The organism is Marinobacter sp. EN3 (assembly GCF_000475315.1).
GTDB classification, from domain to species: domain Bacteria; phylum Pseudomonadota; class Gammaproteobacteria; order Pseudomonadales; family Oleiphilaceae; genus Marinobacter; species Marinobacter nauticus.
Genome location: NZ_AXCC01000096.1, coordinates 44,169 through 64,892 on the forward strand (window position 1 = coordinate 44,169; position 20,724 = coordinate 64,892).

The 20,724-nt window shown below is 59.5% G+C and carries 14 protein-coding genes; 4 read left to right on the forward strand and 10 right to left on the reverse strand.

Annotated elements, in window-relative coordinates; genetic code table 11:
• On the forward strand, positions 1 to 615 hold the full coding sequence (locus Q675_RS36790) for a DUF2894 domain-containing protein (protein ID WP_023012213.1): 615 nt from the start codon (positions 1 to 3) through the stop codon (positions 613 to 615).
• A gap of 45 nt (positions 616 to 660) precedes the next feature.
• Here Q675_RS36790 and Q675_RS36795 read toward each other — a convergent pair whose 3' ends face one another.
• From Q675_RS36795 to tkt, 10 genes are all read right to left on the reverse strand, one after another.
• The gene (locus tag Q675_RS36795) at positions 661 to 1,614 is read right to left on the reverse strand and encodes a transglutaminase family protein (RefSeq protein ID WP_023012214.1); all 954 of its coding nucleotides are present in this window, start codon (positions 1,612 to 1,614) and stop codon (positions 661 to 663) included.
• A 10-nt stretch (positions 1,615 to 1,624) separates the two neighbouring features.
• Complete coding sequence (locus Q675_RS36800; protein WP_023012215.1) at positions 1,625 to 4,129, reverse strand: circularly permuted type 2 ATP-grasp protein; 2,505 nt, start codon at positions 4,127 to 4,129, stop codon at positions 1,625 to 1,627.
• Positions 4,130 to 4,218: 89 nt separating this feature from the next.
• On the reverse strand, positions 4,219 to 7,521 hold the full coding sequence (locus Q675_RS36805; protein WP_023012216.1) for a DUF2126 domain-containing protein: 3,303 nt from the start codon (positions 7,519 to 7,521) through the stop codon (positions 4,219 to 4,221).
• 35 nt (positions 7,522 to 7,556) lie between these two features.
• The gene (locus Q675_RS36810) at positions 7,557 to 8,495 is read right to left on the reverse strand and encodes an alpha-E domain-containing protein (protein ID WP_011786476.1); all 939 of its coding nucleotides are present in this window, start codon (positions 8,493 to 8,495) and stop codon (positions 7,557 to 7,559) included.
• A 1-nt stretch (position 8,496) separates the two neighbouring features.
• Positions 8,497 to 9,957, reverse strand: a complete 1,461-nt coding sequence (locus Q675_RS36815) for a circularly permuted type 2 ATP-grasp protein (RefSeq protein WP_011786477.1) — start codon at positions 9,955 to 9,957, stop codon at positions 8,497 to 8,499.
• A gap of 14 nt (positions 9,958 to 9,971) precedes the next feature.
• Positions 9,972 to 11,033, reverse strand: a complete 1,062-nt coding sequence (locus Q675_RS36820; protein ID WP_023012217.1) for a putative zinc-binding metallopeptidase — start codon at positions 11,031 to 11,033, stop codon at positions 9,972 to 9,974.
• Between the two features lie 230 nt (positions 11,034 to 11,263).
• Positions 11,264 to 12,328, reverse strand: a complete 1,065-nt coding sequence (fba, locus tag Q675_RS36825; RefSeq protein WP_011786479.1) for a class II fructose-bisphosphate aldolase — start codon at positions 12,326 to 12,328, stop codon at positions 11,264 to 11,266.
• Positions 12,329 to 12,394: 66 nt separating this feature from the next.
• Entirely contained in the window at positions 12,395 to 13,555 is a 1,161-nt protein-coding gene (locus Q675_RS36830; RefSeq protein ID WP_023012218.1) for a phosphoglycerate kinase, read from the reverse strand.
• A gap of 92 nt (positions 13,556 to 13,647) precedes the next feature.
• On the reverse strand, positions 13,648 to 14,676 hold the full coding sequence (locus tag Q675_RS36835; RefSeq protein ID WP_022992439.1) for a type I glyceraldehyde-3-phosphate dehydrogenase: 1,029 nt from the start codon (positions 14,674 to 14,676) through the stop codon (positions 13,648 to 13,650).
• Positions 14,676 to 16,676: a transketolase gene (tkt, locus tag Q675_RS36840; protein ID WP_023012219.1), complete on the reverse strand. Its 2,001-nt coding sequence runs from the start codon at positions 16,674 to 16,676 to the stop codon at positions 14,676 to 14,678. Before tkt ends, Q675_RS36835 begins: the two co-directional genes overlap by 1 nt.
• Positions 16,677 to 16,912: 236 nt before the next feature.
• Between tkt and Q675_RS36845 the strand changes: the two genes are divergently transcribed.
• The 3 genes from Q675_RS36845 (at position 16,913) to ahcY (ending at position 20,716) form a co-directional block, all read left to right on the forward strand.
• A complete protein-coding gene (locus tag Q675_RS36845; RefSeq protein WP_022992441.1) occupies positions 16,913 to 17,914 on the forward strand; it encodes a metalloregulator ArsR/SmtB family transcription factor in 1,002 nt (333 codons plus the stop codon).
• 143 nt (positions 17,915 to 18,057) lie between these two features.
• On the forward strand, positions 18,058 to 19,248 hold the full coding sequence (gene metK / locus Q675_RS36850; RefSeq protein WP_023008553.1) for a methionine adenosyltransferase: 1,191 nt from the start codon (positions 18,058 to 18,060) through the stop codon (positions 19,246 to 19,248).
• 73 nt (positions 19,249 to 19,321) lie between these two features.
• Positions 19,322 to 20,716 carry an adenosylhomocysteinase gene (ahcY, locus tag Q675_RS36855; RefSeq protein ID WP_011786485.1) on the forward strand — a complete coding sequence of 465 codons (1,395 nt, stop codon included), beginning with the start codon at positions 19,322 to 19,324 and terminating at the stop codon, positions 20,714 to 20,716.
• Positions 20,717 to 20,724 lie beyond the last annotated feature (8 nt).

The following is a 20,724-nucleotide window of genomic DNA, read 5'->3' on the forward strand; positions in this document are numbered from 1 at the left end:
ATGAGCGAAGCCCCCGGCCCCTCCTTGCTGGAAAGCCTGAGGCAAAACGGCGCCGATCAGAATGACCCGGTTCGGTTCCGCTATCTGGAGTCTTTCGAGCGAAGACTGCGCTCAAAGGGGCTGCATAAGGGAACGACGCACTGGCGGAAGCTGGAACAGGCGATATCGGACTATCAGGCAAGGCTGGACAGTGCCGGGCAGCGCGATGAGCCCACCCCCGATGTCGGCGGCAATTCGCCTCTTTCCGGGTTGCTGGACCAGCTGAATGAAACCCCAGAGGCATCGGTTGAAGCGCCGCAGTCGGTTCTGGAACAACGGGTATTCGGACAGTCGCCACAAGACCCGCCAAAGGCACATCCCGCCTCAGCACCCAATAACCCGCGCCCCCTGAAAGCCATGATCAGAGCCCAGGCGAACCAGGGCCATCACGTTATTGCCGAGCGAATTCAACACGCCATTGAAAGCACTCCGAAAGAAGCGGGGCCGATGAACGCGCATCGGTTGGTAAGCCGGGCAATTGCTGAAATGCAGACGTTGTCACCGGAGTATCTGGCACGATTTGCTCGTTACACCGATACGTTGTTGACGTTGGAGCGGCTGGCGAGAAAGGGCTAGAAAAACGCTTTTGTTCCAGCCCTGGCAATGAATGACGACCTCAACTCAGGGAGAGAGTTCTTCCAGGTAGGTTTCTCCATCTCCGTATAGCGAGGCAAACTCCTCCTCCGGAACAACGGTCACAGCAATCTCCGGTTCATGGTCACCACCGCCCAGCAACACGCCCCGCATCGGCGTTATATCGGAGAAGTCTCGCCCCCAGCCGAGGGTAATGTGCTCCAGGCCGGGCCTCAGCGCGTTGGTGGGGTCCAACTCCAGCCAACCGAAATCCGGCACGAACACCGCTACCCAGGCATGGGTGGCATCGGCACCGACCAGCCGCTCCTTTCCTTCGGGCGGGTGAGTCAGGATATAACCACTCATGTAACGGGCCGCCAGTCCCACCGAACGCAGGCAGGCGATCATAATATGGGAGAAATCCTGGCAGACCCCACGACGGGCCTTGAACGCCTGCTCCACCGGGGTGAAGGTTTCGGTCGCCGTCGCATCGAAGCGGAAGTCGCGATGGATCATCCGCATCAGGGCATCCGTTGCTTCCACCAGGGGGCGTCCGGGGAGAAATGCCTCGCGTGCATAAGCGGCGTACTGGGAATCGATGGGCACATTTGTGGACACAAACCGGAACGCCGTGGCTTCGAGATGTTCCGGCGAAAACGTTCTGTCCGCCCGATACCGCAGGCTGTCACGCACGCTTTCCCAGGGTACTTTTGCCGCAGTTGCCGACGGTTTCGGTCGATCGCGCAGCTCCACCCAGAACTCGCTGATGATCTCCAGATAGTCGTGATCACCAGTGAAATGAATCTTGGTAATCCGGTTGCCAAAGCAGTCCAGGAAGGAACGACGTGCCGATGGGTCCGGTGAGATCGCCAGGTGATGCTCAAGATTCCGCTGCCAGGGCAGCGCTCGTGGCGTCAGCCTGAGCAGGTGATGAGACTCACCCACCACCTGGTCGTAGTGGTAGAGGGTCTCATGACGCACATGGTAACGGACAAATGTCATGACAGGCGCCTTAATCCGCTTTCACCGGCCGGTCGGAATACCGGGTGTGAATAAAACACTGCCGTTGGATTTCATCCGATACACGATAGGCTTCTGACCGGATATCACACAAGAGTTCTGCCAGAGTTACGCAGGCCTGATCCGGATGCTTGCGCTCAAACGGGTGCAGATCCAACCCTTGTAAACGACGCAGGGAGTCGTTCAGATCCGGGGAAAACAGCTGTCCGGTTTTCTGACCCATTTCGGGTAAATCCTTCTGCAACTGGCGCAACTGGAACATCACAGAATGGGGGTTGCTCGCGTCGATCACAATGGTGTGAAGCACCCCCAGAAGCTCTGGTGTCCGGCGATATCGGGTCCGGTAGGTCACTTCCGAGTTTGCTACTTCCAGCAGCCACTCCAGCATGGCGTTACGACTGAAGCGGTCACTGAACAGCGGCACACAAATCAGGGTGCACAGATTGGCCAACCGCTCCAGGCGCCGCCCGATCACCAGGAAAACCCAACTGGCGTCCCGCGTGATGTCATCCATGGCAAATCCAGCCAGTGAGATGCAATCCAGCAACACCAGATTCAACGCCCGGATTGATTGTTCTGGCGTCGCCGGCGCCGGACTGAGAGGTTTCCCCACTCGGTTGAGTGTGTGCCAGTTGTCTGTGGACAACCGATCCCGGACCTGGCTGGCATTGAACAGCAAGGCCTGGATGATCGACGCAATCGACCCCGGGGATTCCTGGTCACTTACTGCTCTCAGCAAAGCCTCGGGGAGAGGCTCGGGTACGACATCTTTTTCCGGCTCAGGAAGCGTGCCGAACTGCTCGGCCGCCTGCTGGAGCCCAAGCAGAGCCTCCTCGCTGGCCTGATCGTGCCCCGACAAACGGTTGAACGCCGCCCTCAGCAAGCGAGCCGTGCCTTCCGCCCGCTCAGAATGCCGGCCCATCCAGAACAGATTTTCGCCCACACGGGACGGCGTATCCCGCTCGCCATCCAGCAAGTCGGAAACCTGCAACCGTTTCTTGATCAGCGATTTGGATGGCGCGGTGTAACGCGACTGTACCCAGGTATCCTTCGACAACCCGCCCCGCTGCATGGAGATGACCTCCACGCCCTCATCCATGGCGACACGGGTCAATCCACCGGGCATCACCCGCCAGCCGGAGGGCGTAGCCGCCGCGAACAGGCGCAGGCCAATAGACCGGGTTGCCAGCGGCTGATTCTGATCACCCTTCCAGACCGGGGCCTGAGAAAGGTGAACCAACTCCTGCCCGACAAAAGCATGGGGGTGGGCATTCATCTTCTTGATCAGTGCGGTCCGCTCTGCCCCCTTCATCTGATAACCGAACACCGGCTCCATGCGCATACTCGCAAATGCCGGTTTGATGACCAGTTCATCGAGGTGCTCAATGACATAGTCCAACGCGGGTTTCTCACCACACCACCAGGAGGCCACGGATGGCATGGCCAGAGGGGAACCCAGCAGTTTTTTTGAAATCTCCGGCAGAAAACCGAACAGCGCCGCACTTTCAAGAACGCCGGAACCCAGGGCATTTGCCATCAGCACTTTGCCGGCTCGCACAGCACCCAGCAAGCCGGGGATACCCAACACGGAATCGGCCCGGAGTTCCAGCGGATCACAAAAGCCATCATCGAGCCGTCGATAGATGGCATGCACACGACGCAGGCCCTGAAGTGTTTTCAGGTAGACGGTGTCATCGCGCACGGTGAGATCCTGACCTTCCACCAGAGGTAAACCGAGGTAGCGGGCAAGAAATACGTGTTCGAAATAGGTTTCGTTAAAACGGCCCGGTGTCAGAAGCACACACAACGCGGTCTCATTTCGCGCCGGAGACATGCTCGCAAGACTGTTCTGGAACCCCTGGAAGAATTCCGCCAGGTTGGTCACTGGCAGGTTGTGGAAGGGCGCGGGGAACGCCCGGGAGATGACCAACCGGTTTTGCAGGGCGTAACCCGCCCCCGAAGGGGCCTGGGTCCTGTCCGCCATCACCCACCAGCCGCCATCCGGCGCCCGCGCCAGATCCACCGCATAAAGGTGAAGGAAGCGGCCACTCACCGGCTGTATGCCCTGGCAGGGCCATTGAAAACCAGCCTGACCGTAAACCAGGGCCGGCGGCATCAAGCCCTCTTTGAGCAACGCCTGATCGCCATACAGATCGCCCAGAACGCTGTCCAGCAGTTCAGCTCGCTGGGCGACCGCTTTCGAAAGCCATTGCCACTCATCCGCGCCCAGAACCAGCGGCAGCAGATCGACTTCCCAGGGCCGGGTATCGCCACGGGGATCTTCGTAGACGTTGTAGGTTACCCCGTCTTCGGCAATCGCGCTGGAAACCGCCTGAGCCCTGAGATTGAGACCGGCGACCGACTCAAGGTTCAACTGTTGCAACAACGGCCGCCAATGGGGCTTTGGCCCGGAACCCAGGGAACCAAGCTCATCAAACCGATCCGGCACCGGATGGTACTGGCGGAGGATGTCCGTTACTGCGCGCTGCTTCGCCACCGTGAATTCGGGCTCCGTTAGTCAATGAGCTGGAAGCATAGCCGCTTTCCAGCCCCCTGAGCCAGTATCAAACGGTAAGTTCACACATGTTATTTGTGATACCGCAAATCCAGGGTGAACGGGAACTCCCGGTGCTCCGGCACCGGCCGCAGGGGTTGCTGGCCTGAGCTGTGTCCCATCCGGAAGAAACGCGCCATACGGCGGCCTTCAGCCTCGAACGAATTCACCGGCAGCGTCTCGAAATTCCGGCCACCGGGATGGGTAACGTGATACTCACACCCGCCCAGACTGCGTTCGTTCCAGGTGTCCACGATATCAAACACCAGCGGCCCATCCACCCCGATGGTCGGGTGCATGCACTGCGACGGCTGCCAGGCCCGGTAACGGACCCCGGCGACCGACTCGCCCACCATGCCGGTAGGCTGAAGTGGCAGAGGCACCTGATTACAGGTGATCTGGTAACGATCCGGCGCAGCACCGCGCACCCTCACCTGCAGACGCTCCAGGGAGGAATCCACATAACGGGCAGTGCCACCAATTGCACCGTGCTCACCGGTGACGTGCCAGGGCTCCAGGGCGGATCGCAGTTCAAGGGTGATGCCCTTGACCTTGTAGTCGCCGATCCGGGGGAACCGAAACTCGAAATGGGGCGCGAACCACTCGCTCTCCAGCGGGTAACCACGGGCCTTCATATCGTCGATCACATCTTCGAAATCCTGCCAGACATAGTGAGGCAGCAGGAACCGGTCGTGCAGTTCGGTGCCCCAGCGCACCAGCCCTGGCGGCTTGTAGGGTTGCTCCCAGAAGCGTGCCACCAGCGCGCGCAACAGCAGCTGCTGGGTCAGGCTCATGCGGGCATGGGGCGGCATCTCGAAGGCACGCAGCTCCAGCAAACCGTGACGCCCGCCCGGACCGTCCGGGGAATAGAGCTTGTCGATACAGAACTCGGCCCGGTGGGTGTTGCCGGTGACATCGGTGAGCAGGTCCCGGAGCAAGCGGTCCACCATCCAGGGCGCGATTTTCTTGCCCACCGGGCATAACCGCTCCATCTCCTTGAAGGCCAGCTCCATTTCGAACACGTGGTCATTGCGGGCCTCGTCAATCCTGGGGGCCTGGGAACTGGGGCCAATGAACAGGCCGGAGAACAGGTAGGACAGACTGGGATGGTTGTGCCAGTAGCTGATCAGGCTGCGCAACAGATCCGGGCGCCGCAGGAACGGAGAGTCCTCGGCCTTTTGCGAACCCAGCACAAAATGGTTGCCGCCACCGGTACCGGTATGACGGCCGTCCATCATGAACTTCTCAGACGTAAGCCGGCATTCGTAGGCGTCTGCATAGAGCGTCTCGGTCTGCTCTACCAATTCGTCCCAGGTCTTGACCGGCTGCACATTCACTTCGATCACCCCCGGGTCCGGCGTGATGCGGAAATGACTCAAACGCGGATCTGAAGGTGGCTCATAGCCTTCCAGCAAGACCGGTTGTTTGAGCTCTGCGGCGGTTTTCTCGATGGCCGAGACCAGCACAAGATAGGGTTCCAGCTCCGCCAGCGGCGGCATGAAAACGCGAAGGATGCCCTCCCGGGGCTCAACACACAGGGCCGTGCGGACAATCTCGGGGGCCGACTTGCCTTTTGCCGGCGGCTTCCGCTCAGAGGACGGCTGGCCAGACTGGCTTCGGCTGTTCCATTGACGGATCTGCTCACTGGCGGGCAACGGACCACGGTGGGAAAACGGGTCCTGCTCGTGTATCCAGGGGTAATCCGCTTCTTCCACCCAGGGCTGGCTGTCCAGCGGCAGTCGGTGGCCCATGGGTGAGCCGCCCGGAATCAGATAGCAGCGCTCGCTGCGCAGGAACCAGGGTCCGGTCTCCCAGGCCTTCTCCTTTTCGGAAACACGCAGTGGCAGCACGTAGCCGACGGGCTTATCCAGCCCCCGGCTGAAAATTTGCTGAAGCTGCTTCCGTTCCAGGGCATTGTCGAGCCTGGCATCGAAGGGATCGACGTTGACCGGCAGCCGTCGTTCCCGCCACAGGTAATAAAAGGCATCCTCGAACCCAGGGAACAGGTGCTTTTCATCGACACCCAGTTCCCTCGCCAGGGCCCCCAAAAACCGGTGAGCATCTTCCGGGCTTGCCTTGCCTTCAGTACGCTCGTCCGCCAGCCACCGTTCATCCTGCCAGATTGGTTCACCATCCTTGCGCCAGAAACAGTTCAGGGACCACCGTGGCAGCGGCTCGCCCGGGTACCACTTGCCCTGGCCAAAGTGCACCAGCCCACCGGCTCCATACCGGTCCCGCATCCGATGGTAGAGCTCGATGGCCTTTTTCCGCTTGGTGGGGCCCATCGCCTCGGTGTTCCACTCCGGCTCATCACGGTCGTGATTGGCCACGAAGGTGGGTTCACCGCCCTGGGTCAAGCGCACATCCAGCTCGGTCAGGCGTTCGTCCACCTCATGCCCCAGATCCACAATGCGTTGCCACTGCTCCTCGGTGTAGGGTTTGGTCACCCGCGGCGCTTCCCAGATGCGCTGGACGCTCATCTGATGCTCAAATTCGACCTCGCAGTCTTCCACCATGCCGGAAATGGGCGCCGCCGAGGACGGATCCGGGCTGCAGGCCAGCGGAATATGCCCTTCACCGGCAAACAGGCCAGACGTCGGATCCAGTCCCACCCAACCGGCGCCGGGCAGGAAGACCTCGCACCAGGCGTGCAGGTCAGTGAAGTCTTCCTCCGCGCCCGAGGGACCATCCAGGGCTTTCAGGTCTGCCTTGAGCTGAATCAGGTAGCCAGAGACGAACCGCGCCGCCAGGCCCAGGTGCCGGAGAGTCTGGACCAGCAACCAGGTGGAATCCCGACAGGATCCGGACCCTTTTTTCAGGGTCTCTTCCGGCGTCTGTACGCCCGGCTCCATCCGGATCAGATAATCGATCCGGTTGGCAAGCCGCTGGTTTACGCCCACCAGGAAATCGACGCTGGGCGTTTCCTTGCGGTCTATGGTGGCCATCCACTTCCGGAATTCCGGTGTTTCCGGCAGTTTCTGCAAGTAAGGCGCCAGCTCCACCGTCTGCCATTCCTCATAGTCGAAGGGAATGGTCTCCGCCCGGGGTTCCAGAAAGAAATCGAAAGGGTTGATCACGGCCATCTCGGCAACCAGGTCCACCGTGATTTTCAGCTCGTCGGTCTTTTCCGGAAACACCAGCCGGGCCAGATAGTTGGCCTGCGGGTCCTGTTGCCAGTTCAGGAAGTGACCTTCGGGCTCAACCTTCAGCGAGTAACTGAGAATCCGGGTGCGCGCATGTGGACAGGGTCGCAAACGAACAATCTGAGGGCCCAGTGTAATCGGGCGCTCGTAGCGATAATGGGTGGTATGACTCAGGGCAACGTGAATCGACATGGAACCTATCTCGCAGGCGAATAGTGTTGGGAGTTTCAGGCTGTCTCGTAGACAGGAAACCAGGTCTCTGCAATGTCGTCGTGAAGTTCACCGATCTCCAGCTGCAGGTTCTCCAGGAACAGGATCACGTCCTCCTTGCGGATCAACGCATCCACGTCGCCTTCACGGGTGTGACGGACCGCCTGCAGCGCCGTGCGCAGCGGAATCTCGTTCCTGGGCAGGCGACCGAGGGCACCGGCCACTTCGCTGAGACTGTGTAGCACCGAGCGCGGGAAGGGTTCGTTCTGCAACAGGAAGCGAATCACCAGAGGCCCGCTGACCTTGCGCCGCACGTTGTGGCGGTACATCTGGAAGGCACTCTGGTAGCGCAGAACGCTCGTCCACAATAGCCCGCCGTAGGTTTCCGTGCCGTCCCAGCCATCGAGGAACTGCAGAGCTCCCACTTCAATCTGACGGGTGGCCATGTCGGCCCGCTCAAGGTTGCGACCCACCCGGATGAAGTCGTAGCCCTCGTCGTGACTCATACACCCGGCCAGCAAACCATTGAGCATCTGGCAGCGGCCGACGATCTCGTTCAGGAAATCGTATCGCGCGCGTTTCCCCACCCCCTGGTCGATGTACTCCTGGATGTAACGATATAGTTCATTGATGACTTCCCAGGCGTCGGTCGGTACCTGGTCCCGGGTGGTGCGAACATTCTCCCGGGCAGCCTTGATGCAGGAGGCGATGGAGCTCGGGTTGTAACTGTCGGCCATCAGAAACTTCACACAGTTGCGCTCATCGGCCTTCTGGTGGTGCTGGTCAAACAGCGCACCCATGCCCGTCACCGCCACCAGTCCCTTCCAGGACAGCTGGGTCTCCCGGGGCATATCCAATGCTAGGGAATTGAAAGCCATGATCATCCGGGCATTGTTCTCGGCCCGCTCAAGGTATCGGGCCATCCAGTACAGTCTTTCCGCTACACGTGACAGCACATCAATTCTCCTCGTCCACGATCCAGGTATCCTTGCTTCCACCGCCCTGGGAAGAATTCACCACCAGGGAGCCCTTGCGCATCGCCACCCGCGTGAGCCCGCCGGCGGTAACGTAGGTTCGCACGCCCTGCAGCACGAAGGGCCGCAGATCCAGGTGCCTCGGCGCCAAACCCTCGTCGCACAGCGTGGGAGCGACAGACAGACTCAACGTGGGCTGGGCGATGTAGTTGCGTGGGTTCTTCTTGATCAGACGGGCAAATTCGGTGCGCTGCTTCTTGGTGGAATGCGGCCCCACCAGCATGCCGTAACCACCGGACTCATTCGCCGGTTTGACCACCAGCTCGTCCAGGTGCTCGAGCACATACTCCTGGTCCTGCTTGTTCACACACATATAGGTGGGCACGTTCGGGATGATCGGCTCCTCATCGAGGTAATAGCGGATCATGTCCGGCACGAAGGCGTAGATCACCTTGTCATCGGCCACTCCGGCACCGGGCGCATTGGCCAGGCCAACCTTGCCATTGCGCCAGGCTCGCATCAGGCCCGGCACGCCCAGGGTAGAGTCTGCCCGAAAGACTTCCGGGTCCAGAAAGTCGTCATCAATGCGCCGGTAGATCACGTCCACGCGCTCCAGGCCTTCTACTGTGCGCATGTACACGCAATCGTCTTCACCAACGACGAGATCAGCCCCCTCCACCAGCTCGGCACCCATGCGTTGCGCCAGGAACGAGTGCTCGAAATAGGCCGAATTGAAAATCCCCGGAGTGAGTACCGCAATTCTTGGATGATCCTGGGGCCTTGGAGAAATCGACGCCAGCATGTCGAACAGCTGGTTGGTGTAGTCATCCACCGGCAGGATACTGTTGTTGTCGAACAGTTCCGGGAACACCCGCTTGGTCAGTTGGCGATTCTCCAGCATGTAGGAAACACCGGAAGGAACCCGCAGGTTGTCCTCAAGAACATATACCTTTCCGTCCTTGTCCCTCACCAGATCCGATCCGCAAATGTGGGCCCAGACCCCCAGTGGCGGCGTAAAACCACGGCACTGCTCGCGGAAGTTTTTGGAGTTGGCGAACACGTACTTGGGAATGACCTTGTCTTTGACGATATTCTGGTCGTTGTAGATATCGTTAATGAACATGTTGAGGGCCGTCAGGCGCTGGGCCAGCCCTTGTTCAATGTTTTCCCACTCCCGGAGCGAGATCACCCGGGGAATGATATCGAAAGGCCAGGCCCGGTCGATATTCTCGCCCTCGCTGTAGATGGTGAAACTGATCCCCATCTCCAGTATCGCCAGTTCGGCAGCCTGCTGGCGCGCCTGGATCTCCTCGGACCCGAGATTGCCCAGGTAGTCGGTAATCGCCGTCGCGGCTCGTCTGGGCTTCCCTTTGGCAGCGATCAGCTCATCGTAGAAGTCGTTGGGATCGTAGTTTTTCCAGTCAATCGCTTTGTTCTTTTTCATTCGGGATCCTTTCATTAACGTCCGTGAGCGATCTGGTGCACCAGACGGAGCTTCTCCACCACCGCAGGCGCCAGCACAAAGGGGTAGGCGTCGTCGTGCCCCATGCTTCGGTTCAGGCTGTTGAGCGCAAGCGTCAAAGGCAACCAATGCCTGATCAGCGCATCGAAATCACCGGTCTGGCAGGGGTCGAAGGCAGGGCCTGTTTCGCCGCTTGTTTCCTCGGGCTGCAAGGTATTCACACGCAGACCGAGCTGCCAGGCGGTTTCCAATGTATCCACCATATGCAGATAATGTGCCCAGGTCTCTGCCCAGTCCTCCCAGGCATGGCTGCTGGCATAGGCGCTGATGTATCGGCTTTGCCAGTCAGAGGACGGGCCGTATTGGTAATGCTGGTCCAGCGCTTGCCTGTAGTCCCTGGTCTCATCACCAAAAAGGTCCCGGAATTTGCCAAGCCACGGGCTACTCCGGACAAGCAGATCCCAGTAATAGTGTCCGGACTCATGGCGAAAATGCCCTAAAACAGTGCGATACGGCTCGGCCATCTGGTTGCGCATCCGCTCGCGTTCCACCGGGTCTGCTTCGGCAATGTTGATGGTAATGACGCCATTGGCATGGCCTGTCGTTACTTTTTCACGCTCGTCAAACATAGCCGGCTGATCGGCCAGAAAATCGAATGCCAGCCCAAGCTGATCTTCGTTCCGGGGTTCGCACGGGAGTCCCAGGCGCAAGACGGAATACACAAGCCGCCGTTTCTCTTTTTCGAGACGACGCCAGAGGTCATTGTTCTTCTCGATGCTGAGATCCGGGATTGTGCGATTCAGGCGACAGGCAACACAGAAGGTATGCGGATCGGTTTTGGGGATCAGCCAGTTACAGGCTCGCTGATTCTGATAGTTGTCACACAACCGGTAGAGATCACCACGTGCGACCGTCGCCCAGGTGTTATCGCCTTCCGGCTCGATCGCCAGCAAATCCATGACATCCGGGGCAAAGCCCAGGTCAGCTCCGCAATGGGTACAGCGACTGTTTTCAAAATAAAGCAGGTTGGCACATCGACCGCAGTGGAACAGCTTCATTGGAAGGCATCCTTGGCCATTACCGGCAAGAGCATGCCTTCAAGTATTGGCCATCCAGGCCAAAACGCAAAAATCTGCCGTTAAGCAATACCAATCTTCGAAGCGACAACCCTTGCCGTCGGCATCCTGTTCTTTGTTGCAGCGATAAGTGCGGGGATCAACACGGGCGATGGGCTTTCAGCTCACCCATCAGAAAAAGCCCCCGGAGGTCGGGGGCTTCAAGACGGGTCTTACTTGACCTTCGGGTCCAGCTCGCCAGCCGCATAACGTTCGAACATCTGTTCGAGGTTCAGCGGCTTGATCTTGCTGGCCTGGCCGGCACAGCCGAAGGCTTCGTAGCGGGCGACACAGATATCGGTCATGGCAACCATGGTGGCCTTGAGGAATTTGCGCGGGTCAAATTCCGCCGGGTTCTGAGCCATGAAGCGACGAACAGCACCGGTAGAGGCCAGGCGCAGGTCGGTGTCGATGTTGACCTTGCGCACGCCGTGCTTGATACCTTCGACGATTTCTTCCACCGGTACACCGTAGGTTTCCGGGATCTCGCCACCGAATTCGTTGATCACTTTCAGCCACTCCTGAGGTACGGAGCTGGAGCCGTGCATGACCAGGTGGGTGTCCGGGATGCGGGCGTGGATGGCTTTGATCTGGTCGATGGCCAGGATGTCACCTGTAGGCGGACGGGTGAACTTGTAGGCGCCGTGGCTGGTGCCGATGGCGATAGCCAGAGCGTCGACCTGGGTTTTCTGCACGAAGTCAGCGGCTTCTTCCGGATCGGTCAGCATCTGGCTGTGATCCAGGGTGCCTTCGGCGCCAATGCCGTCTTCTTCACCGGCCTGGCCTGTTTCGAGGGAGCCCAGGCAGCCCAGCTCACCTTCTACGGAGACACCACAGGCGTGGGCCATTTCAACGGTACGACGGGTCACGTCGACGTTGTATTCGTAGCTGGTCGGCGTTTTGCCGTCTTCACCCAGGGAGCCGTCCATCATCACGGAGCTGAAGCCAAGCTGGATAGAGCGCTGGCATACGGCCGGGCTGGTGCCGTGGTCCTGGTGCATAACCACGGGGATGTGCGGCCATTCTTCGATGGCGGCCAGGATCAGGTGGCGCAGGAAAGGCGCACCGGCGTATTTGCGGGCACCGGCGGAGGCCTGGACAATGACCGGGGAGTCGGTTTTGTCGGCCGCTTCCATGATGGCGCGCATTTGTTCGAGATTGTTTACGTTAAAGGCTGGCACACCGTAACCATGCTCGGCGGCGTGGTCCAGAAGTTGCCGCAGCGAAATCAGGGCCATGGGTTGTCTCCTTCGTTGACGTTTTGAGGTTTGAATTCTGTTCGTTTTGGATTTTGGAGTGGCGTCTTAATTACCACGCTCTTCCAGCACGGCTACTGCCGGCAGGGTTTTGCCTTCCACGAATTCGAGGAACGCGCCGCCGCCGGTGGAGATGTAGGAAATCTTGTCAGCTACGCCGTATTTGTCAACGGCAGCGACGGTGTCGCCGCCACCGGCCAGGGAGAAGGCGTCGCTTTCGGCGATGGCCTGGGCGAGTGCCTTGGTGCCGTTACCGAACTGGTCGAATTCGAACACGCCAACCGGGCCGTTCCACAGGATGGTTTTGGCGTTTTTCAGCAGTTCAGCGAACTGGCCGGCGGTTTCCGGGCCTACGTCGAGGATCATGTCTTCGTCGCTGACGTCGGAGATGTTTTTGGTCGTCGCCGTGGCGGTTTCAGCGAATTCGCTGGCGACCACCACGTCAACCGGCAGCGGGATTTCCACGCGGCTGGCGATGTCTTTGGCAGTGTCGATCAGGTCGTGTTCGCACAGGGACTTGCCTACCGGGTGGCCGGCTGCGGCCAGGAAGGTGTTGGCGATGCCGCCACCAACGATGATCTGGTCACACACTTTTTCCAGAGCGTTGAGCACGTCCAGCTTGGTGGAGACTTTCGAGCCACCAACGATGGCAACGACCGGCTTGGCTGGGTTATCCAGGGCTTTGCCGAGTGCTTCCAGCTCCGCTGCCAGCAGCGGGCCGGCGCAGGCTTCAGGGGCAAATCGGGCCACACCGTGGGTGGAGGCCTGGGCGCGGTGAGCGGTGCCGAAGGCGTCCATCACATAGATGTCGCACAGGGCGGCGTATTGCCTGGCCAGGTCCTCGTTGTCTTTCTTTTCGCCTTTGTTGAAGCGAACGTTTTCGAACAGCACTACTTCGCCGTCGGCCACTTCAACGCCGTCCAGATAATCCTTGATCAGGCGGACTTCCTGGCCCAGCAGGGCGCCCAGGTGTTCGGCAACCGGTTTCATGGAGGAGGCTTCGTCGTACACGCCTTCTTCCGGGCGGCCCAGGTGGGACATCAGCATGACTTTGGCACCGGCGTCTTTGGCGGCCTTGATGGTGGGCAGCGAGGCGCGGATGCGGGCGTCACTGGATACTTTGCCGTCTTTGACCGGGACGTTCAGGTCTTCACGAATCAGAACCCGCTTGCCGGCGAGGTTCAGGTCAGTCATTTTCTTGATGGCCATAATCAGGTTCCGTAGTTATGGGTTCAAAGGTGCAAATTCTAAGCCTAAGGCTGGAGCCTGACTCCCTTCGGGATCAGCCCCCACAATATTCTTCAGGTTTTGCTCAACCAGGTTCTGCTGACATCCAGCATGCGATTGGCAAAGCCCCACTCGTTGTCAAACCAGCACAACACTTTCACCATGGTGCCGCCGGTGACTCGGGTCTGCCCGCCATCGACCACGCCGGAATGGAAATCATGGTTGAAGTCAGAACTGGCCAGCAGTTCATCGGTATAGCCGAGGATACCCTTCAATGAGCCAGCGGATGCACCGCACAGCAACTGATTCACTGTGGCTATGTCGGTCGGCTCACGCACGTTAACCACCATGTCTATAGCAGAGACATTCAGCGTTGGCACGCGCATGGCAACCGAGCTGAAACGGCCTTCCATATGAGGCAACAAACGCTCGATACCGCGGGCCAGGCCAGTGTCCACGGGCACAATATTGTGCAGGGCACTTCGGGTACGGCGCAGGTCCTGATGGTGGTAGGCATCGATGACCGGCTGGTCGTTCATGGCGGCGTGAATCGTCGTGGTGCTGCCCTGCTCTACGCCAAAGGCATCGTCCAGGACCTTGATGACCGGTACCAGGCAGTTGGTGGTGCAGGAGCCGGCAGCTACGATCACGTCCTGACCGTTCAGGTCCCCGTCGTTAATGCCGAAGACCACCGTGCGGTCGACATCCGGATCGCCCGGCTGGGAAAACAGCAGGCGCTGGGCACCGGCTTCAATATGCTTTTCCGCCGTGGCCCGGTCAGAATAGGCGCCGGAGCATTCCAGCACCAGATCCACATCCAGCAGTCGCCAGGGCAGTTCCTCGGGTTCAGGATGACGCAATACGCGGATGCGGTCGCCGTTCACAACCAGGTTATCGCCATCCACGGCCACCTCACCGTGAAACCGCCCGTGGGTGGAGTCGTATTTGGTGAGGTGGGCTATGGTGTCGATATCCGACAACTCGTTGATCGCGACCACCTGCAGATGGTCGCGATAGCCGTTTTCATAAAGGGCCCGCAACACGCACTGGCCGATGCGGCCGTACCCGTTGATGGCAATTCGAAACGGCGTTGCGTTGGTCATCAGGCGTCCAGCAGTTCGTCAGCCACTTCCAGGATGTTGTCGACAGTAAAGCCGAACTCCTTGAACAACTCACCGGCCGGCGCAGATTCACCAAAGGTGGTCATGCCAACGATGCGACCGTCCAGGCCCACGTACTTGTACCAGTAGTCCGCAATGCTCGCTTCAATGGCGATGCGGTTGGTGACTTCCAGCGGCAGCACCTGCTGCTTGTACTCGGCGCTCTGGGCATCGAATACGTCGGTAGACGGCATGGATACAACACGCACCGCTTTACCCTGCTCTCGCAGCTTGGCTGCAGCCTCCTGGGCCAGGCCCACTTCACCGCCAGTGGCGATCAGGATCAGCTCCGGCGTGCCTTCGCTGTCCGACAGGACATAACCACCCTTGGCCACATTCGCCAGCTGTTCGGCATCACGCTGCTGGTGCGGCAGTCCCTGACGGGAGAAGACCATGGCCGTCGGGCCATCCTTGCGCTCCAGGGCCGCTTTCCAGGCCACCGCAGACTCCACGGTGTCGGCCGGGCGCCAGGTGCTCATGTTCGGGGTGGTGCGCAGGCTGGCCAGCTGTTCGATAGGCTGGTGGGTCGGGCCATCTTCACCCAGACCGATGGAATCGTGGGTAAAGACAAAGATCGAGCGCTGCTTCATCAGTGCGGCCATGCGCACGGCATTACGGCAGTATTCCATGAAGATCAGGAAGGTGGCGCCGTAGGGCACGAAGCCGCCGTGCAAAGCGATACCGTTCATGATGGCCGCCATGCCGAATTCGCGCACACCGTAATAGATGTAGTTGCCGGAGGCGTCTTCCTTGGTCACGCCTTTACAGCCTGACCAGATAGTCAGGTTGGAACCGGCCAGGTCGGCAGAGCCACCCATCAGTTCCGGCAGTAGCGGGCCGTAGGCGTTCAGGGAATTCTGGGACGCCTTACGGGAGGCAACGGTCTCGCCCTTGTCCTGGCATTCCTGGATATAGGCCTGGGCTTTTTCGGCGAAGTCTGCCGGCAGGTCACCCGCCATGCGGCGTTTGAACTCGGCGGCCAGTTCCGGCTCGGCCTTCTCATAGGCCGCAAATTTCTCTTCCCAGGCACTCTGTGCAGCCTGGCCTTTTTCTTTGGCATCCCACGCGGCGTAGATCTCGGACGGCACCTCGAACGGGCCGTGCTGCCAGCCCAGGGCTTCGCGGGTCAGAGCGATTTCATCGTCACCCAGCGGGGCACCGTGACACTCTTCCTTGCCCTGCTTGTTGGGGGAACCGAAGCCGATAATGGTCTTGCAGCAAATAATGGTGGGCTGTGCGGTGTTGGCACGGGCAGCTTCAATGGCCGCACGGATGGCATCGGAATCGTGACCATCAACATTTGGGATAACCTGCCAGCCGTAGGACTCGAAACGCTTGGGCGTGTCGTCGGTGAACCAGCCCTCTACTTCTCCATCAATGGAGATGCCGTTGTCATCATAGAAGAACACCAGTTTACCCAGGCCCAGGGTGCCGGCCAGAGAGGCGACTTCGTGGGAGATACCTTCCATCAGGCAGCCGTCGCCCAGGAACGCATAGGTGTAGTGGTCAACAATGTCGTGGCCCGGACGGTTGAACTGAGCAGCCAGTGCCTTCTCTGCGAGCGCGAAGCCAACAGCATTGGCGATGCCCTGCCCCAGCGGGCCGGTGGTGGTCTCGATGCCCGGGGTATAACCGAATTCCGGATGGCCCGGTGTTTTGGAGTGCAGCTGACGGAAGTTCTTCAGGTCATCAATGCTGACGTCGTACCCGCTCAGGTGCAGCAGGGAATACTGCAGCATGGAGCCATGGCCGTTAGACAGCACGAAGCGGTCACGGTTGGCCCAATGCGGGTTGGCCGGGTTGTGGCTGAGGTAATCGTTCCACAGCACCTCGGCGATATCCGCCATACCCATGGGCGCACCCGGGTGGCCGGATTTGGCTTTCTGAACCGCATCCATGCTCAGCGCGCGAATGGCGTTGGCGAGATCTTTACGGGACGGCATTGACAATTCTCCAGTGTTTTTCAGGAAAAGACTTCAAGCTGCAAATACTGCTCAAAAAGAAGGCGCGTATTTTCGCCGATTAGGGTATGCCGGGGCAAATCCATATGTAGTGGTTTTCCGATGAAGCCGGCACAAAATCACCAAACCGACTGATTTCACAGAACTCATAAATCTATATCAAAAAATTTTGATATGGCTATTGATCGACCAACCGAACGCCCCTACACTTGCCAACCATGACCTCACTCAATGCACATGCGAACGAATTGTCCTCTGTGGACGTACTGGCCCCGATCTTCAAGGCGAGCGGCGACCCCCTGCGCCTGGAAATCCTGCGGGTGCTGCGGCGGGACACCTTCGGTGTGCTGGAGCTGAGCCAGATGTTCGACATGCGCCAGTCCGGCATGAGCCATCACCTGAAAGTGATGCACAAGGCCGGCTTGCTGGAGCCCCAGCGGGAAGGCAATGCCATTTTCTATCGTCGCCCGCTGAATCTGGACAGTGACAAACTGGCCGACCAGGCGATCCGCCAAATTTTCGAAACCGTCGACAGGGTTGCCCTGCCCCGGCACCTTAATGAAAAGATTGAAGCCATACGAGAGCAGCGGGCGGGACAGTCCCAGGCCTTTTTCTCCCGGCACTCCGAACAATTCCGGGAACAGCAGGAGCTGATTGCTGCCTTTGACCTGTATGCCGAGCCTACCGCGGAACTTATTCGCAAGCGTGCAGCGAGGCAGTCATGGCAGAGCGTTCTGGAAATCGGACCGGGTGAAGGCGGGTTCCTGCCGGTACTGTCGGAGCTGTTCCAGCATGTGGTTGGCCTGGACAACAGCAAAGACATGCTTGCCAAGGCGACGCGCACCTGCATAGAGGAACACCTGAACAACGTCGACCTGATCGAAGGCGTGACCGACACCCTGCTGGCGCGGGGCGACGCCTTTGACCTGATTGTAGCCAACATGGTGCTGCATCATGTGCCCAGCCCCGCGGACATTTTTCTGGACGCCGCAGCCCTGATGAACAGTGGCGGTTGTCTGGTCGTCAGTGATCTGTGCAGTCACGACCAGGACTGGGCCAAAGAAAACTGCGGCGACCTGTGGCTGGGCTTCGAGCCGGAAGAACTGACTTCCTGGGCGGCAGACGCCGGGCTGACCGCTGGCGAACAGCTGTTTATAGGCCTGCGCAACGGGTTCCAGGTACAGGTAAGAGAATTCTGGAAGAGTACAGAAGCGGCGTAACCAGTCGCCGCCACAGGAATATCAAAAACTTTTGATATGGGTGTAGGTAGTTTTACGTATGCCCTAACAACAACCAAGGCAGCCGGTAGGTCGAACAGGACGGAGCCGGTACGAATTTGCAATCGCTCAAGAGGAGCACACCTATGTCTGACTACAACATCTTCACCTCCGAATCGGTCTCCGAAGGCCATCCGGACAAACTGGCCGACCAGATTTCCGATGCGGTACTGGACGCCATCCTGACCGACGATCCGCACGCGCGCGTGGCCTGCGAAACCATGGTCAAGACCGGCGTGGCCATCGTCGGCGGTGAAATCACCACCAGCGCCTGGGTCGATCTGGAAGACCTGGTACGCGGTGTGATCAAAGACATCGGCTACACCTCCTCGGAAGTAGGCTACGACGGCGACACCTGTGGTGTGATCAACATCATCGGCAAACAGTCCGTCGACATCGCCCAGGGCGTTGACCGCCAGAAGCCGGAAGACCAGGGCGCAGGCGACCAGGGACTGATGTTCGGCTACGCCAGCAACGAAACCGACGTGCTGATGCCGGCGCCGATCACCTTCTCCCACCGCCTGGTTCAGCGCCAGGCCGAAGCCCGCAAGAGCGGCCTGCTGCCGTGGCTGCGTCCAGACGCCAAGAGCCAGGTCACCTGCCGCTACGAGAACGGCAAGGTTGTGGGTATCGATGCTGTGGTTCTGTCTACCCAGCACGACCCCGACGTCACCCAGGCCGACCTGAAAGAAGCGGTGATGGAACTGATCGTCAAGCACACCCTGCCGGCTGAACTGCTGCACAAAGACACCCAGTTCCACATCAACCCGACCGGCAAGTTCGTAATCGGTGGCCCGGTGGGCGACTGCGGCCTGACTGGCCGCAAAATCATCGTAGATACCTACGGCGGCATGGCCCGTCACGGTGGTGGCGCCTTCTCCGGCAAAGATCCCTCGAAGGTTGACCGTTCTGCTGCCTACGCCGGCCGTTACGTCGCCAAGAACATCGTCGCCGCCGGCCTGGCCGAGAAGTGCGAGATTCAGGTGTCCTATGCCATCGGTGTAGCCCAGCCGACCTCCATTTCTTTGAACACCTTTGGCACCGGCAAGATCAGCGACGACAAGATCATCGATCTGGTACGTGCACACTTCGACCTGCGTCCGTACGCGATCACCAACATGCTCGACCTGCTGCACCCGATGTACCGGGCCACCGCAGCTTACGGCCACTTCGGCCGTGATCCGTACGAGATGACCGTCGGTGGCAAGACCTTCACCGCGTTCCCGTGGGAGAAAACTGACCGTGCGGCAGCCCTGAAAGACGCTGCGGGCATCTGAACAGACCATTCCGGATAACTGGGCGTATTCCATTTCACCGAATACGCCCAAACCAAACTGACAGGAGAACACCATGAGCACTCCGGCCGAAAAATTGAATGACTTCCAGGACTACAAAGTCCGCGACATCACCCTCGCCGACTGGGGCCGCAAGGAAATCAAGATCGCCGAAGGCGAAATGCCCGCCCTGATGAAACTGCGCGAGAAGTACAAAGCGGAGCAGCCGCTGAAAGGCGCCAACATCATGGGCTGCATCCACATGACCATCCAGACCGCCGTGCTGATCGAAACGCTGGTCGAGCTGGGCGCTAACGTACGCTGGTCTTCGTGCAACATCTTCTCCACCCAGGATCAGGCTGCAGCCGCCATCGCGGCGCAAGGCATTCCCGTGTTTGCCTGGAAAGGTGAGACAGACGAAGAGTACGAATGGTGCCTGCACAAAACCGTCGGTGCGGACGTAGACGGCTGGGAGCCGAACATGATCCTGGACGACGGCGGCGACCTGACCGAGCTGCTGCACAAGGAATACCCACAGGTAATTGCCAAGTGCCACGGCGTAACCGAAGAAACCACCACCGGCGTACACCGCCTGCAGGAAATGCTGCGTGACGGCACCCTGAAGATCCCGGCGATTAACGTCAACGACTCGGTGACCAAGTCCAAGAACGACAACAAGTACGGTTGTCGTCACAGCCTGAATGATGCCATCAAGCGTGCCACCGACCACCTGCTGTCTGGCAAAAAGGCCCTGGTAATCGGCTACGGCGACGTGGGCAAGGGTTCCGCTCTGTCCCTGCGTCAGGAAGGCATGATCGTCAAAGTCACCGAAGCCGATCCGATCTGTGCCATGCAGGCGTGCATGGACGGTTTTGAAGTCGTGTCTCCGTACATTGACGGCGTGAACACCGGTACCGAGCAGGGCATCAACAAGGATCTGCTGGCCAACACCGACCTGCTGGTAACCACCACCGGTAACGTCAACGTGTGTGACGCCAACATGTTGAAAGCGCTGAAGAGCGGTGCCGTGGTGTGCAACATCGGCCACTTCGACAACGAGATCGACACCGCCTACATGCGCAAAAACTGGGAGTGGGACGAGGTCAAGCCGCAGGTGCACGTGATCTACCGCGACAAGGCCAGCAACGACCACCTGATCCTGCTGTCCGAAGGCCGTCTGGTAAACCTTGGCAACGCCACAGGTCACCCGTCCCGCATCATGGATGGCTCCTTTGCCAACCAGGTGCTGGCGCAGATGTACCTGTTCGAGCGCAAGTTTGCCGACCTGCCGGAAGATTCCAAGGCCAAGGGCGTTTACGTCCAGGTTCTGCCCAAGCAGCTGGACGAGGAAGTGGCCCGCGCCATGGTGGAAGGTTTTGGTGGCGTGATCACCAAGATGACTCCGGACCAGGCGAAATACATCGGTGTACCGGTCGAAGGCCCGTACAAGCCGGAAAGCTACAGGTACTAATCGGAAAC